The 15,887-nt window shown below is 38.3% G+C and carries 12 protein-coding genes; 11 read left to right on the top strand and 1 reads right to left on the bottom strand.

What is annotated here, in order from left to right:
* Positions 1–50: 50 nt before the first annotated feature.
* Complete coding sequence (locus IEV41_RS07715; RefSeq protein WP_188387813.1) at positions 51–536, bottom strand: N-acetyltransferase; 486 nt, start codon at positions 534–536, stop codon at positions 51–53.
* Positions 537–693: 157 nt separating this feature from the next.
* On the opposite strand from IEV41_RS07715, the gene IEV41_RS07710 reads away from it, so the two are divergent.
* From IEV41_RS07710 to murG, 11 genes are all read left to right on the top strand, one after another.
* Positions 694–1,626, top strand: a complete 933-nt coding sequence (locus IEV41_RS07710) for a 2-dehydropantoate 2-reductase (RefSeq protein ID WP_188387812.1) — start codon at positions 694–696, stop codon at positions 1,624–1,626.
* Positions 1,613–3,235 carry a bacillithiol biosynthesis cysteine-adding enzyme BshC gene (gene bshC, locus IEV41_RS07705; RefSeq protein WP_188387811.1) on the top strand — a complete coding sequence of 541 codons (1,623 nt, stop codon included), beginning with the start codon at positions 1,613–1,615 and terminating at the stop codon, positions 3,233–3,235. Before IEV41_RS07710 ends, bshC begins: the two co-directional genes overlap by 14 nt.
* Positions 3,236–3,524: 289 nt before the next feature.
* Positions 3,525–4,457, top strand: coding sequence for a 16S rRNA (cytosine(1402)-N(4))-methyltransferase RsmH (rsmH, locus tag IEV41_RS07700; RefSeq protein WP_188387810.1), 933 nt, complete (start codon positions 3,525–3,527; stop codon positions 4,455–4,457).
* A gap of 23 nt (positions 4,458–4,480) precedes the next feature.
* Positions 4,481–4,828 (top strand): cell division protein FtsL, encoded by a 348-nt coding sequence (gene ftsL, locus IEV41_RS07695; protein WP_188387809.1) that lies wholly within the window; start codon positions 4,481–4,483, stop codon positions 4,826–4,828.
* 20 nt (positions 4,829–4,848) lie between these two features.
* Complete coding sequence (locus tag IEV41_RS07690) at positions 4,849–7,020, top strand: penicillin-binding protein (RefSeq protein ID WP_229722171.1); 2,172 nt, start codon at positions 4,849–4,851, stop codon at positions 7,018–7,020.
* 104 nt (positions 7,021–7,124) lie between these two features.
* A complete protein-coding gene (locus tag IEV41_RS07685; protein ID WP_188387807.1) occupies positions 7,125–9,044 on the top strand; it encodes a stage V sporulation protein D in 1,920 nt (639 codons plus the stop codon).
* A 38-nt stretch (positions 9,045–9,082) separates the two neighbouring features.
* Positions 9,083–10,549, top strand: a complete 1,467-nt coding sequence (locus IEV41_RS07680; RefSeq protein ID WP_188387806.1) for a UDP-N-acetylmuramoyl-L-alanyl-D-glutamate--2,6-diaminopimelate ligase — start codon at positions 9,083–9,085, stop codon at positions 10,547–10,549.
* Between the two features lie 81 nt (positions 10,550–10,630).
* On the top strand, positions 10,631–11,605 hold the full coding sequence (gene mraY / locus IEV41_RS07675; protein ID WP_188387805.1) for a phospho-N-acetylmuramoyl-pentapeptide-transferase: 975 nt from the start codon (positions 10,631–10,633) through the stop codon (positions 11,603–11,605).
* A gap of 1 nt (position 11,606) precedes the next feature.
* Positions 11,607–12,959 (top strand): UDP-N-acetylmuramoyl-L-alanine--D-glutamate ligase, encoded by a 1,353-nt coding sequence (gene murD / locus IEV41_RS07670; RefSeq protein ID WP_188387804.1) that lies wholly within the window; start codon positions 11,607–11,609, stop codon positions 12,957–12,959.
* 114 nt (positions 12,960–13,073) lie between these two features.
* A complete protein-coding gene (gene spoVE, locus IEV41_RS07665; protein ID WP_188387803.1) occupies positions 13,074–14,168 on the top strand; it encodes a stage V sporulation protein E in 1,095 nt (364 codons plus the stop codon).
* A 193-nt stretch (positions 14,169–14,361) separates the two neighbouring features.
* Positions 14,362–15,456 (top strand): undecaprenyldiphospho-muramoylpentapeptide beta-N-acetylglucosaminyltransferase, encoded by a 1,095-nt coding sequence (gene murG, locus IEV41_RS07660; protein WP_188387802.1) that lies wholly within the window; start codon positions 14,362–14,364, stop codon positions 15,454–15,456.
* Positions 15,457–15,887 lie beyond the last annotated feature (431 nt).

Genomic DNA, 15,887 nt, shown 5'->3' with positions numbered 1-15,887 from the left:
TGTCATATAGAATAAAGAGGATGTGTGTAATCATCCTCTTTTCGTTGGTACTATGTTAATTCAAAATTTGTTGCAGAATCTCTGTCTTCCCCTGTGTATAGAGGTGGTGTCCATACGTAAAATTCGTCTTCCCCTTCTACTTTTGAGAATCCTTGTTTTAGCCAAAATTCATCTGATTTTGCTCGTGAAATAGCTTTAATAGGCATATTTAATTTTTTTGCGAATTGGACAAGAGTTGATCCAAGTCCTTTGCGATGAAAGTCCGAAAGCACTTCTAATTTGTAAAGCTCTACGTGTGTATGGTATGACATCAAAGTCGTAGAGAGAGGAGTATTAATCTCATACAAGCTCATACGGGCAATTAATGAGTCTCCGAAAAAAATACCGTAAAAAGGAGATTCACTATCATTATCGATTAAATTAGCACGTAAATCTTCATACATACATAATTCTTGAACGCCGTTGCCATTAAAGTTCTTAAATTCTTCTAACGTTTTATAATTGATTAATAAGCGCTCCACTTTTGGAGTGAACATACTATCACCCTCCACATTATTTAGAATAGTCACATTATTATTATAACTTATTTTCTTTAAGAAAAGAATGTTAATGTTTTGAGGATTGATTATGTTTCTTGATGATGCAAGAGTTTGGTTGATTTGCTACAATGGGAAAAGAAATGAGGTAGGACAGATGCGAATAGGGATTATTGGTGCAGGAGCAATAGGGATGCTAGTGGGCGCTTATGTAAAGGAAAAGGATATAGAGGTTACATTCTATACAAGGCGAGAACAGCAAGCAAAAGCATTGCGTCAAAAAGGATTAACATGTATAAAGAAAAAGAAAATACATCATTATTCTGTAGATGCTGTTTCGTTAGAGGAAGGATTAGGGCAGTTTGTAGATATATTGTTTGTAGCGGTGAAACAATATCATTTATCGAATATCCAAGAGTATTTGTTGAAAGCGAGATGCGAAACAATTGTATTCTTGCAAAATGGGATGGGACATGTATCATTTATAGAAAGTCTTCCGCAAACAAATATTGGGGTTGGTATTGTGGAACACGGTGCTCTTAAACACGATGATACAACTGTTGAACATACGGGGATTGGAATGATGAAACTAGGTACAATAAAAGGAGATATATCTTCTTTAGCGTATTATACCCATGAATCCTTCCCAGTCGTGTATGAGGATAGTTGGAAAGAAATTATGGGAAAGAAATTAATGGTTAATGCTGTTATTAATCCACTTACTGCATTATATAATATTGAAAATGGTGGACTTCTTCTGAATGTCGATTACCATGTTGTGATGAAGCAGTTATTTAATGAAGTGTTTGATGTAATAGGTAGTGGCGAAAGAGAAGAAGAGTGGCGACACATTTGTATGATATGCGAACAAACAAAAAGGAACCGTTCATCGATGTTACGGGATATTGACAATGGACGCCAGACAGAAATTGATGCTATTTTAGGATATATTGTGAATGAAGCAGGAAATAAGAATATTTCTATACCAGTAACGATGTGTATGTATCATTCGATAAAAGGGTTAGAAAGACAAATGAATGTTCATTCTGATGTTAAGAGAAAAGAGGTTTTTCAAGATGCAAATAAGTGAGTACTCATTACCGATTGCGAATAAATTGGTTAATGATTATGTTCATCATACAAAAGATATGTCATGTTGTTATGACTATTCGATTCATGAGAAAGAGTACGTGAAAAAGCGCTTCGATGACTTACAAGGTAGAGTATTTCCGAGAAGTCAGTTAAGTGATTATTTATCTATATTCCATTCACAATTCCCGATTGGAGAGAAAACGAGAGAAAATATTCGCAAATTAGCAAATGATAATACATATGTAGTAATTGGAGGTCAACAAGCTGGATTGTTAACAGGTCCTCTTTATAGCATTCACAAAATAACGTCTATCATTCAACTTGCAAAGAAATATGAACAAGAGCTAGGGGTAGACGTTGTTCCAGTATTCTGGATTGCGGGGGAGGATCATGACCTGCAAGAAATTAACCATGTACATGTAGAAGCTAGTGGTCATGTTAAGAAGAAAATTTTCTATCAGCGTGAAGAAAGAACAATTGCTTCAGAGACAGTATTAAACGAAGAGCAATGTAGGAAGTGGATTGATGAGGTCGTGAAGACTTACGGAGAAACAATGTATACGAAGGAAGTACGTGCGTTGTTACAAGAAGCGGTACGAGATTCACATACATATGTAGATTTCTTTGCGCACCTTGTATGCCGTCTTTTCAAAAAAGAAGGATTAGTACTAATTGATTCAGGTGATGCTGGCTTAAGGGAAATTGAAGCACCTTATTTTAGTAAGATGGTGCATGCTCATGAACAAGTGGCGGAAGCCTTCGTGAGGCAACAGCAACACTTAATAACGGAAGGGTATCAACCAATTATTCAGGCAAAAGATACTAGCATGCACCTATTTATTCAGCAGGACGGGGAACGTCATTTGTTGGAGAAAGTAGGCGAAGATTTATTCCAAACAAAAGACGGAAAGATGACATTTACGTATACGCAGTTATCGAGTATAGCGGAACAATCTCCACATCTACTTAGTAACAATGTTGTAACGAGACCGCTTATGCAAGAATATTTATTCCCAACACTAGCATTTGTTGCTGGACACGGCGAAGTAGCGTATTGGGGAGAATTGAAGCAAGTGTTTGAGGCGCATAAGATGAAAATGCCACCAATTATGCCAAGGCAAATGATTACGATTATAGAGCCGTCTGTGCAAAAAGCATTGATAGCTACTGGTCTAGAGCTAGAGGAAGTATTGCGACGTGGTGTAGAACCATTTCGTGTAAGTTGGTTGCAACAGCAATCGTCTTATGATATAGAATCGGAATTTGTAGAAGCCGAAAGCCAATTGAATCTTATCCACGAGAAATTACGTGAAGTGGCAACTTCGGTGAATCCAGCGTTAGAGGGATTAGCGGAAAAGAACTACAAAAAAATCACAGAACAAGTAGCATTCTTGCAACGAACAATTGAAAAAGAAATATTACTACGCCACGATGTGGAAATGAAAAAATTTGACCAAATCGACCGTTCTATTTGGCCGTTAGGAATACCGCAAGAGCGTGTGTGGAATATTTTCTATTATCTTAATAAATATGGTGTATCTTTTATTGATCAACTTGTAACAGTATCATTAGAATGGAATCATAAGCAGAAAGTATTAGAAATATAAAAAGAAGTAATGCTTATATAGCATTTCTTTCCTGTGTTCCTCCTGCATATTTTGAGGAGGACTAGGAAGGAAGATGTGTTTTTTAGGAAGGAATTTTCAGCATATACAGATAAATAGCGATGTGTTCATAATTCTGCATAGGAGTATGCAGGATTTTCTTTGTTTTGCCGAGAATAATTAGGAAAGGCGGGTAGTATTGCCCCTGTGTTTATGGTAAAGTTGAAGAGAATGAAAATGCGGATTTTATCGAAAAATAGAGAAAATTGATTAAGATGAAGTAGGTGCAACAATGTTTAAACATATAACAGTATTATTACGTGAAACAGTAGATGGATTAAATATTAATCCAGATGGCGTGTATGTCGATTGTACATTAGGTGGAGCTGGACATAGCTCTTATTTATTATCACAGCTTTCCTCAAAAGGTAGGCTAATTGCATTTGACCAAGACGACATGGCTATCGCACATGCGAAGGAAAAGTTAGCGCAATATGAAGGACAATTTACAATTATAAAAAGTAACTTCCGATACTTAAAAGAAAAATTAGCTGAAATCGGTGTGCATGAAGTAGATGGTGTTTTATTTGATTTAGGAGTTTCTTCTCCACAACTTGATACACCAGAGCGAGGATTTAGTTACCATAATGATGCACCTCTTGATATGCGTATGGATCAAGATGCAACATTAAGTGCATATGATGTTGTGAATACATGGAGATATGAAGACTTAGTGCGTATCTTCTTCCAATATGGGGAAGAGAAATTCTCGAAACAAATTGCAAGAAAAATTGAAGCGAGACGCGAATTAGGTCCAATTGAAACGACGGCGGAACTCGTTGAATTAATTAAAGAAGGTATTCCGGCACCAGCACGAAGAACAGGCGGACATCCGGCAAAGCGTGTATTCCAAGCGATTCGAATTGCAGTAAACGATGAGTTGAAAGTATTCGAAGAAGCGATTGAAGCAGCCATTGATGTAACAAAGCAAGGTGGTCGAGTAAGTGTTATTACGTTCCATTCATTAGAAGACCGTATTTGTAAATCAGTATTTAAAAAGAACAGTACGTTACCACCATTGCCACCAGGACTTCCAATTATTCCAGATGAATTCAAGCCGAAGTTGAAGCTTATTACGAGAAAGCCAATCTTACCTTCAGAAGAGGAGTTAGGAGAAAATAATCGTTCTCGTTCTGCAAAGCTACGAATCGCAGAAAAACAATGATGTGTAGAGAGGAGAGGTGAACTGTGGGGAATGTAGCGAGAAAGATACAGGAAAATCAGCAGAAACAGCATCAAGTCACGACACAAACAGTTACGCGAGCGATACGAATCACGCTAGGAGAGAAATTTCTTTTTGGTTTACTAATAGTGGGGAGTGTAGTTGCTAGTACATTCTTTATCTCTAACAAATACGAGTTGTATAAAGTGAATGGTGAACTCACGAATATTGAAGCAGAAGTGAAAAATCAAGAAAAAGTAAATAAAGAATTAAAAATGGAAGTAGAAGCATTAACAAGATCTGAGGATGTTATTAAGAAAGCGAAAGAAAAAGGATTAAAGCTAGATCCGAATAACATTAAAAATCTTGAATAGTAAGGCGAGTGTGAGGGAATATGTTTAGAAAAAGCCCATACATGAACAAAGGAGCAGGATTATTGCATATGATATTTGCACTGCTCTTTTTCATTATGATTGCAACATTTTTGTATATTCAAATAACGGGAACAGCAAAAGGCACCGATGTCCAAGCATATGTAGATGAAGAAGGGTTACATCAGCGAAAAGGAACGTTACCTGGTATACGCGGAACTATTTATTCCAGTGATAAGGTGACGATTGCAGAAGATGTCCCTGCGTATGATTTATATGCAGTGTTAACGAATGAATACTCGAAGAATTCGAAGGAACCACGTCATGTTGTAGATAAGAAAATGACTGCGACGAAACTAGCGCCGATTCTCGGAATGAGTGAAACAGACATTTTGGAGCAATTAAACAAAGATGCGAAACAAGTAGAGTTTGGCAAGAAGGGTCGCGAGCTTTCGTTTGCGAAGAAGAATGAAATTGAAGCGCTGAAGCTTCCGGGGATTTTCTTACGAGAAGGAATAAAACGTTATTATCCAGAAGGCCAATTCGCTTCCCATAGTATTGGATATACAGCGAAGATAGAAGAAGGTCCACAAGCAGGAGAAGTAGTTGGTCAAATGGGACTGGAGAAGAGCCTTGAAGAATTTCTTCGCAAAGAAGATGGAAAAGTAGCGTATAAGACCGACAGAGAAGGTGTTATTTTACCATCTGTTCAAAAAGATATCACCCCACCAAAGAATGGGAATGATGTGTATTTAACAATTGATTCTCGTATTCAACATTTAGTAGAAGAAGCGCTGACGGAAGCGGAGAAAAAGTACAAGCCAAAGAGCATGACGGCTATTGTAGTAGATCCGAAGACAGGTAAGATATTAGGGATGAGTAATAGACCTAGTTTCGATCCGAACTTACGAAATATTACGGATTACGTGAATCATCCTATTGCAGCTCAAATCGAAGCAGGTTCAACGATGAAAATATTCCCGTTAGCTGCTGCAATTGATAGTGGCAAATATAATGGGGATGCAACGTTCCAATCTGGTAAATACGCTACTCAAGGAGGCACTATTGGAGACCATAATAATGGAAACGGTTGGGGATTCATTACGTATAATGAAGGATTCCAACGTTCTTCTAACGTAGCAATGGCGCATTTAGGAGAAAAAGTTATCGGTCCAGATCTCATGAAAGATTATTACGATCGTTTCGGCCTCTTTAAGCCAACAGGTATTGATTTACCAGGGGAAGCATCTGGTAAACTTAATTTTAATAGTGAAATTGAGCGAGTGACAACGTTATTTGGTCAAGGTTCAACCGTTACTCCTATTCAGATGATCCAAGGAGCAACGGCGATTGCGAATGATGGGAAGATGATGAAGCCATATATCATTGAGAAAATTGAAAACCCAGATACGCATGAAATTATCGAAGAACACAAACCGACTGAAGTTGGTACACCGATTTCGAAGGAAGCAGCAAAAGAAACACGCGAGATAATGGAAACGGTTGTGACAGCGAAGCACGGTACGGGACGTATGTATGCCATGGAAGGTTATTCGATTGCTGGAAAAACAGGGACAGCCCAAATTGTTAATCCTAATACAGGGAAATATATGGTAGGTCATGGTAATTACTTGTTGTCATTCATTGGAATGGTACCGACAGATGAACCAGAGATCCTTGTATATGTAAACGTTGTTCAGCCGAGTCTGGAAGGTGACGAATATGAAGCTCAACCAGTATCTGAAATTTTCAAGCATATTACAACAGGTGCATTACAATACAAGAATATAAAGCCAGTAGAGAACAAGATTGATAAGCTTGTAGATGATCATAGTGTAACTGTCCCGAATGTAAGTGATTTAAGTGTAGAAGAAGCACAAAAACAATTGACGGATAAAGGACTGAAAGTAGTTACATTAGGTAATGGTGATTCAGTTGGAGATCAAAGTCCAAAAGCAGAAGAGAAGGTTATTGCGAATAACAGAGTATTATTGCTCACAAATGGTGAGGTTACAATGCCTGACTTAGTTGGCTGGTCTATTAACGACGTAATGAAGCTATGCCAATTACTAGGTATTAAGCTGAATATAAAAGGTACCGGTTATGTTGTTCAACAAAGCATTGCAGCAGGTGAAGTTATTGCGCAAGATAGTATTTTAGAGGCGCAGTTTGCATCGCCGAACCAAGGGGGATAATCCCCCTTTTTTGTTGTCTAGGTCTTGACGATACAAGCTTTCGTATGTTCTAATCATGAAGGTACAAGCATATATTTGAACCGAGATGAAGGAGGTTCCTATATATGAGGGTATCAAATGTGACCGTACGTAAGAGGTTGATGTTCGTATTAATTACAGGTATTCTAGTATTCTTTGTGATCGATTTTCGCCTAGGGTATGTTCAATTCTTCTTAGGAGATTCATTGACTACGAAGGCAAAAGATTCGTGGAGTCGTAACGTTCCTTTTCAGCCAGAGCGTGGTAGGATTTTAGACCGTAATGGTGTGGAATTAGCAAAGAATGAAAGTGCTCCAACTATTTACGTTGTACCGAGGCAAATTGAAAATAAGCAAGAAGTAGCAGATAAATTAGCGAAAATATTGGAAGTACCTAGCGATAAAATATATAGGCATCTTGTGAAAAATTCTTATCTAGAAAGTCTTAATCCAGAAGGAAGAAAGATTTCCCATGAAAAAGCAAAAGAAATCCGTAGTTTGGATCTAAAAGGTGTACATATCGCAGAAGATTCCAAGCGGTATTATCCATTTGGTAGTTATTTGTCCCATGTGTTAGGGTTTGCTGGTATTGATAACCAAGGTTTAAATGGTTTGGAATTGTCGTATGATGCTTTGTTAAAAGGGGAAGAGGGACATGTAAAGTTTTTCGTTGATGCGAAAAATCAGAAAATGCCCGATATGGCAGATGACTATACAAAGCCTCGTAATGGATATGATTTAATATTGGCTACTGACACACGTGTGCAAACAGTTTTAGAGCGAGAATTAAATAATGCTGTTGCACAGTATAACCCAGATAATATTGTTGCGGTTGCAATGAATCCGAAAACTGGTGAAATACTAGGTATGTCAAGTCGTCCCACGTTTGATCCCGCAAATTACAAACAAGTCGATCCAATCATTTATAATCGAAATCTCCCAGTATGGAGTACATATGAGCCGGGTTCAACCTTTAAGATTATGACGTTAGCCGCAGCATTAAATGAAGGGAAAGTTGACCTTTTGAAAGAAACCTTCAATGATGATGGCGGTGTAGAAGTGGCGGGAACAACCCTCCATTGCTGGAAACGTGGAGGACACGGTCATCAAACGTTTTTAGAAGTAGTGGAGAACTCATGCAACCCTGGATTTATCGAATTAGGAAATCGTTTAGGGAAAGAGAAATTGTTCCAATATATTTATGACTTCGGATTTGGAAAGAAAACAGGAATTGATCTTCAAGGTGAAGGTACAGGTATTTTGTTTAATCCGAATAAGATTGGCCCACTTGAGCAAGCAACGACGGCGTTTGGTCAAGGAGTATCTGTAACAGCTATTCAACAAGTTGCGGCCGTAGCAGCTGCGGTGAATGGTGGTACATTGTATCAACCATATATTGTGAAAGCAGTTCAAGATCCAACAACGGGGAAGATAGTAGATGAAAAGCAACCTGTTTCGAAACGACAAGTTATTTCAGAAGAAACGAGCAAACAGGTACGCCAGGCGCTAGAGAGTGTTGTAGCAAGAGGAAGTGGAAAAGGCGCGTATGTAGAAGGATACCGAGTTGGTGGGAAGACAGGAACAGCTCAAAAAGTAAAAGATGGACGGTATATGGAAGGTAGCTATATCGTATCGTTTATGGGAATTGCGCCAATGGATGATCCTGAACTTGTTGTGTATTTAGCAATCGATCATCCAAAAGGAGTTACCCAGTTCGGTGGTGTAGTAGCTGCTCCGATTGTTGGTAATATTATGAAGGATGCATTACCAGCACTAGGTATTGAAAAGCGTCAAGGTGGCATTGAAAAAGAGCTGACATGGCCAGAGCAACCACCGCAAGAAGTACCAGATTTAAAAGGACTTACAATTGAACAATTGCATCAGCAGTTAGAACACTTTAAACTAGATGTTAGTGGAAAAGGAAATAAGGTCATTACGCAATCACCAGAAGCTGGTGAAAAAGTAAAAGAAGGCTCCACTATTCGTATTTATTTAGGTGATGAATAACGAGCTAAACATAGTAGAAAGTAGCGAGGTAAAAGACGATGAAATTACATTCATTAGTAGCGGTTTTACGCAATTTTCCAATCATTCCAGTAGAAGACCCAGATATTACGTCTATTGAGGTAGATTCACGCCAAGTGAAAGAAGGAAGTTTGTTCATTTGTATCGATGGATTTACGGTAGATGGACATGATTTTATTGAGCAAGCAATTAAGAATGGGGCAGCAGCTATTGTGGTAGAAAAAGACGTAGCTGCTTCTGTTCCGGTTGTAAAGGTGAAAGACACAACGAGAGCATTAGCGGTGTTAGCAGATGCATTCTACGAACAACCAACACATCAGTTACATCTTATTGGAATCACAGGAACAAATGGCAAAACATCTGTTTCGCACTTAATCGATCAAATGATGACTGATTGTAAGAAGAAAACAGGTGTTATAGGGACTGTTGGTATCAAAATTGGTGACGAAGTACAACAAGCGAAGAATACGACACCAGATGCAATTACACTTCAAAAGACATTCCATTACATGTTGGAAAAAGAAGTGGAAACAGCAATTATGGAAGTTTCTTCTCATGCACTTCATTTAGGTCGTGTGCATGGATGTGATTATGATGTAGCGGTCTTCACGAACTTAACACAAGATCATTTAGACTATCACGGAACGATGGAAGAATATAAGAAAGCAAAAGGTTTGTTGTTTGCTCAGTTAGGGAATCACTTTAATCATGAGCGTCCAAAGTTTGCTGTCTTAAACAATGATGATGCTGTGACGAAGGAATATATGATGTATACGCAAGCAACAGTTGTTACATACGGTATTGACACGAAGAGTGATGTGATGGCAACGAATATCCGCATGACAAATGCCGGTACAACGTTCACACTAGTAGTAAACAATGAATCTGTCGATGTAACGATGAGATTAGTTGGTAAGTTCAGCGTATATAACGTGTTAGCAGCAACAGCAGCTTGTTTAGTATCAGGCATTTCACTTGCATCAATTGTTGAGTCTATCAAATGTATTAAAGGTGTCGCTGGTCGCTTTGAAGTGGTTGATGCAGGACAAGATTTTACTGTTATCGTTGACTACGCACATACGCCAGATAGTTTAGAGAACGTCTTAAAGACAGTAAATCAATTTGCGGAAGGCGATGTATATTGTATTGTTGGATGTGGTGGTGACCGTGATAAGACGAAGCGTCCGTTGATGGCAGATATCGCAACACAACTATCAACATACCCAATCTTTACATCGGATAATCCTCGTAGTGAAAATCCAGCAGCTATTCTAGAAGATATGAAAGCTGGTGTGGAAGAGGAAAAAGGATACGAAACAATTATTGATCGTAAAGAAGCAATTTTCCGTGCTATTAAGCAAGCGAAGAAGGATGATGTTGTTATTATTGCAGGGAAAGGTCATGAAACATACCAAATTATCGGCAATAATGTACTAGACTTCGATGATCGCCTTGTGGCAAAGGAAGCAATTGAAACGAAGGAATAATAAAATGTTCAAGTAGCCAAGAAACGAAAAAGGACATCTAATAATTTTCGTGAAAGGACATCAAGAGAAAGGGGGGCTACTATGCTTGAACAAGTAGCTTTATATACATTATTAGTAGCATTTTTAATCACTGTTTTATTATCACCATTTTTCATCCCGTTTTTACGCCGACTAAAGTTTGGCCAAAGTATTAGGGAAGAAGGACCGAAATCACATCAGAAGAAATCAGGTACACCAACAATGGGTGGATTAATGATTTTAACAGCTCTATTGTTAGCGACATTTATCGTTTCTACGAAAGTATCTGAGCTTAGCGTTAAGACGTATTTATTACTATTTGTAACACTTGGATTTGGTTTATTAGGATTTTTAGATGATTATATCAAGGTAGTGATGAAGCGTAACCTTGGATTAACGTCTAAACAAAAATTATTAGGCCAAATTGTTATTGCGGGGATTTTCTTTATTATTTACAAGCAAATGGGCTTCCCAACAGAGGTTCATATTCCAGGAGCGGATATAGCAATTGAGCTTGGGTGGTTCTACTTTGTTTTCCTTATTTTCTGGCTTGTAGGGTTCTCAAACGCTGTGAATTTAACAGATGGCCTAGATGGTTTAGTATCTGGTACAGCCGCAATTGCTTTTGGAGCGCTTAGTATCTTAGCTTGGTACAAAGGAAACTTCGATGTAGCGATTTTCTGTGTAGCGGTTGTAGGAGCAGTATTAGGATTCTTAGTATTTAACGCACACCCAGCGAAAGTATTCATGGGTGATACAGGCTCCTTAGCTCTTGGTGGTGCATTAGCTACAGTAGCAGTATTTTTACAATTAGAAATCTTATTAATTATCATCGGTGGTGTGTTCGTAATTGAAACACTATCTGTTATTATTCAAGTTGCTTCATTTAAGACAACAGGAAAACGTGTCTTTAAGATGAGTCCATTGCACCATCACTACGAACTAGTTGGATGGTCAGAATGGCGAGTTGTAACAACATTTTGGTTTGTAGGCCTGCTATTTGCAGTGCTTGGAATTTATATCGAGGTGTGGGTGTAAGGTGAAGAGGATAGAGGATTATACAAATAAACAAGTACTTGTACTTGGGTTGGCAAAGAGCGGATACGGTGCTAGCACTGTATTACATGAATTAGGGGCAATTGTTACTGTTAATGATAAGCAATCGCTAGAAGGCAATGAATTAGCAGAACAGCTAAAAGAAAAAGGAATAACAATCATTTCCGGTCACCATCCTATTGAAATTTTGGATGAAGGAATTGAACTAGTGGTAAAGAACCCAGGTATTCCTTATAGCAATCCGATGTTAGTAGCGGCAGCTGAGCGTAATATTCCGATTATTACAGAAGTAGAATTAGCGTACCGTATTTCTGAAGCTCCAATGATTGGTATTACTGGTTCGAATGGAAAAACAACGACAACGACACTTGTATTCAACATGTTAGAAGAGGCGAAGAAAAAGCCGTTAATTGCTGGGAATATTGGCACGGTAGCATGCGAAGTAGCATGTGATGCGAAAGAAGACAATGTAATTGTAACAGAGCTTTCTTCATTCCAGTTAATGGGGGCGCAAATGTTCCAACCGAAAATTAGTATATTATTAAATATTTTTGAAGCGCATTTAGATTATCACGGTTCGTTAGATGAATATGCTGCGGCAAAGGGGAACGTCTTCCGTCAGCAACTAGCAGATGATTTTGCTGTCTATAATATTGATGATGAACGTGTTGCAATGCTTGCAAAAAATAGCAATGCGACGCTTGTTCCGTTTTCTACACAACGCGTTGTAGAAGATGGGGCATATATTTATGAGGGTGCGCTGTATTTCAAAGAAGAGAAAGTAATTGCTATCGCTGATATTGTTTTACCAGGTAAGCACAACCTTCAGAACATTTTAGCGGCGATTTGTACGGTTAAATTAATGGGTGTTGATAACGAGGCAATTGCACGTATATTAACAACGTTTGCTGGTGTAAAGCACCGTACACAATACGTAACGACAATTCAAGGTCGTAAGTTCTATAACGATTCAAAAGCAACGAATACATTAGCGACACAAGCGGCACTTTCTGCATTCGCACAGCCAGTTATTTTACTTGCAGGTGGATTAGATCGTGGTAATGGATTTGATGACCTACTACCGTACTTAAGCGGCGTAAAGGGAATGATTACGTATGGTCAAACAGCAAGCAAGCTAGAAGCGCTAGGAAGTGCGGCGGGAATACAACATGTACAAGTAGTCGATACTGTAGAAACAGCTGTTGAAGCGGCGTATCAGTTATCGGCAGATGGTGATGTAATTTTACTTTCACCAGCCTGTGCAAGTTGGGATCAATTTAAAACTTTTGAAGAGAGAGGCGACATGTTTATACAAGCTGTGCATAAGCTAGTATAGAGAAGTAGAGCGACTGTTCAAGGGTGATTCATAGATTAACACCTGTGCATAAAAAGCAACAAATCCCCTACTGATGAAAGGTTTACTTTATCTTATTGGCATAGAGGTGTTGCGATGAAGAAAGCTACTCCTGATTTTATTCTAATTGCCGTCACGTTACTGTTATTAACGGTCGGTATGATTATGGTCTACAGTGCAAGTGCTATTTGGGCAGATGTAAAACTAGGAGATTCCTTTTTCTTTGCAAAGAGACAGTTGTTATTTGCTGGATTAGGAATCGTTGCGATGTTTATTATTATGAACGTGGATTATTGGATTTGGAGAAAATATGCGAAGACCATTTTATTAGTGTGTTTCTTTCTTCTTGTAATCGTCTTAATTCCCGGGATTGGGATGGAGCGTGGAGGAGCAAGGAGTTGGATTGGTGTTGGGGCTTTCTCTATTCAACCTTCTGAGTTCATGAAATTTGCGATGATTTCATTCATCTCGAAATACCTGGCGGAAAATCAAAAGAAAATAACATCGTTCAAGAAGGGCTTACTACCTTCATTGAGCCTTATTTTCTTTGCATTTGGTTTAATTATGCTGCAACCGGATTTAGGAACAGGAACAGTTATGGTTGGCACGTGTATCGTCATTATTTTCGTGGCAGGAGCACGTATTATGCATTTTGCAGTATTTGGAGCAGTTGGTATAGCAGGATTCATCGCATTAGTTATTTCTGCACCGTATCGAATGAAACGGATTACCTCTTTTTTAGATCCGTGGAGTGATCCATTAGGCTCTGGTTTCCAAATTATTCAGTCGTTACTTGCGATTGGACCGGGTGGATTGTTCGGTGTTGGATTAGGGGACAGTAGACAAAAGTATCTTTATTTACCAGAGCCACAGACAGACTTTATTTTTGCTATCTTGGCAGAAGAGTTAGGATTTATCGGTGGGACGTTTGTTTTATTATTATTCTCACTTCTGTTGTGGCGTGGGATTCGTATTGCATTAGGAGCCCCAGACTTGTACGGAACATTCTTAGCGGTTGGGATTATTGCTATGATCGCCATTCAAGTAATGATTAATATTGGTGTTGTAACAGGATTGATGCCTGTTACGGGCATTACATTACCATTTCTCAGTTATGGTGGTTCATCGCTCACCTTAATGCTAGTTGCGGTAGGGGTATTATTGAATATTAGTAAGCACTCACGATATTAAGAAAAACCCTACTCACATTTAGAGTAGGGTTTTTTCGATAAATCATGAAAAAAATGTAGAAATTTTAGCGAGTTACGTTAAACTAGAAAGATAGGCACAAAAGAGGTACACGAAACATATAGTTGTTACAACAAAATAGTTGCATTGTGTATGCTCATATTAGGTGAAGAGATATTTTAATGAGGTGAATGGAATGAAAGTATTAGTAAGTGGTGGAGGTACTGGAGGTCATATTTATCCAGCATTAGCCCTTATCCGTGAAATAAAAAAACATAATGATCAAGCTGAATTTTTATATATTGGAACAGAAAAAGGATTGGAAAACGATATCGTTCGTAAAGCAGACATTCCGTTCAAATCAATTGAAATTACAGGTTTTAAACGTAAGCTCTCATTTGAAAATGTAAAAACAGTTATGCGCTTCTTTAAAGGGGTTAGCGATAGTAAGAAGTACATTAAAGAGTTCAAACCAGATGTAGTGATTGGAACAGGTGGATACGTATGTGGCCCTGTGGTGTACGCTGCAGCTAAGTTAGGCATTCCAACAATTGTTCATGAGCAAAATAGTGTTCCTGGTGTAACGAACAAATTTTTAAGTAGATATGTAGACAAAGTAGCAATTTGCTTTGAACAGGCAGCGACTTTCTTCCCGACAGAAAAAGTTGTGTTAACAGGAAATCCACGTGCATCGGAAGTTCTGCATCACGATGGAATAAAAGGGAAAGAATCAGTCGGCCTACATCCTACGAAAAAAGCTGTATTAGTAGTAGGTGGTAGTCGTGGTGCGCGTGCAATTAATGAAGCAGTGCTTGAAATATTAGGAGAAATCGGGAATAAAGATTACGAATTATTATATGTAACAGGAGAAGTGCATTACGATAGTGTCATGGAAGAAGTGAAGAAAAGCGGGAATCCATCAAACGTCGTTATTAAGCCATTTGTGTACAATATGCCGGAAGTATTAGCAGGAATGGATCTAGTTGTAGCACGAGCAGGTGCAACAACGTTAGCAGAATTAACAGCGCTTGGGAAAGCCAGTATTTTAATTCCGAGTCCTTACGTAACAAATAATCATCAAGAAAAGAATGCCTCATCATTAAAAGAAAATGGAGCAGCGTTAGTACGTAAGGAACAAGAACTAACTGGAGCGAGCTTGTTACAGGATATGGACAACATTTTATTGCAAGATGACGTTTTAGAGAAGATGAAACAAGCATCAGAAGAATTAGGTATTCAAGATGCAGCAATGCGTCTATACAAAGAAATGCAAGCATTGACTGGGAAATAGAAGTGCGAGCTAGAGGAAATTAGGTTTGAGAAGGTATTCAAGGGATTTTTTAGTAATGTCGAGGAAGTACGGAGAAGAGCTTATTAGAAAGCAATAGAACGGTAGACGTTGAGCTGTTTATTGTTCCAAATAGCATAAAATCAGTAAAGAAAACACCATAATTCTCAACAAATATAAGCTAGAAGGGTGTTCAGAGAGTAGATAATTTACTTTTCCTAGCTAATGGAATGAAAGGTGTTGTTATCAAGTTGGTCGTGCAAGAGTTTCCGAGCTTCATCGTAATTTCATTGGACATGTATTAGGAAACTACAGAATATATACGATATGCAGTGCATCCATACAGAAAACTAGATGCATTCGAGATTGAAACGTGAACAGAAGTTGAAATTATTGGCAAAAAATAAACGTATATATCTGTCAAGGAATAAGAT

This window comes from Priestia taiwanensis (assembly GCF_014638355.1).
GTDB classification, from domain to species: domain Bacteria; phylum Bacillota; class Bacilli; order Bacillales; family Bacillaceae_G; genus Priestia_D; species Priestia_D taiwanensis.
The sequence above is the reverse complement of the archived record's forward strand: the minus strand, read 5'-3'. Positions and strand labels throughout refer to the sequence as shown.

Coding starts and splice junctions, on each gene's coding strand:
- mraY (WP_188387805.1), top strand. CDS start 10,631: ATGCTTGAACAAGTAGCTTTATATACATTATTAGTAGCATTTTTAATC.
- IEV41_RS07680 (WP_188387806.1), top strand. CDS start 9,083: ATGAAATTACATTCATTAGTAGCGGTTTTACGCAATTTTCCAATCATT.
- IEV41_RS07710 (WP_188387812.1), top strand. CDS start 694: ATGCGAATAGGGATTATTGGTGCAGGAGCAATAGGGATGCTAGTGGGC.
- spoVE (WP_188387803.1), top strand. CDS start 13,074: ATGAAGAAAGCTACTCCTGATTTTATTCTAATTGCCGTCACGTTACTG.
- IEV41_RS07685 (WP_188387807.1), top strand. CDS start 7,125: ATGAGGGTATCAAATGTGACCGTACGTAAGAGGTTGATGTTCGTATTA.
- IEV41_RS07690 (WP_229722171.1), top strand. CDS start 4,849: ATGTTTAGAAAAAGCCCATACATGAACAAAGGAGCAGGATTATTGCAT.
- IEV41_RS07715 (WP_188387813.1), bottom strand. CDS start 536: ATGTTCACTCCAAAAGTGGAGCGCTTATTAATCAATTATAAAACGTTA.
- rsmH (WP_188387810.1), top strand. CDS start 3,525: ATGTTTAAACATATAACAGTATTATTACGTGAAACAGTAGATGGATTA.
- bshC (WP_188387811.1), top strand. CDS start 1,613: ATGCAAATAAGTGAGTACTCATTACCGATTGCGAATAAATTGGTTAAT.
- murG (WP_188387802.1), top strand. CDS start 14,362: ATGAAAGTATTAGTAAGTGGTGGAGGTACTGGAGGTCATATTTATCCA.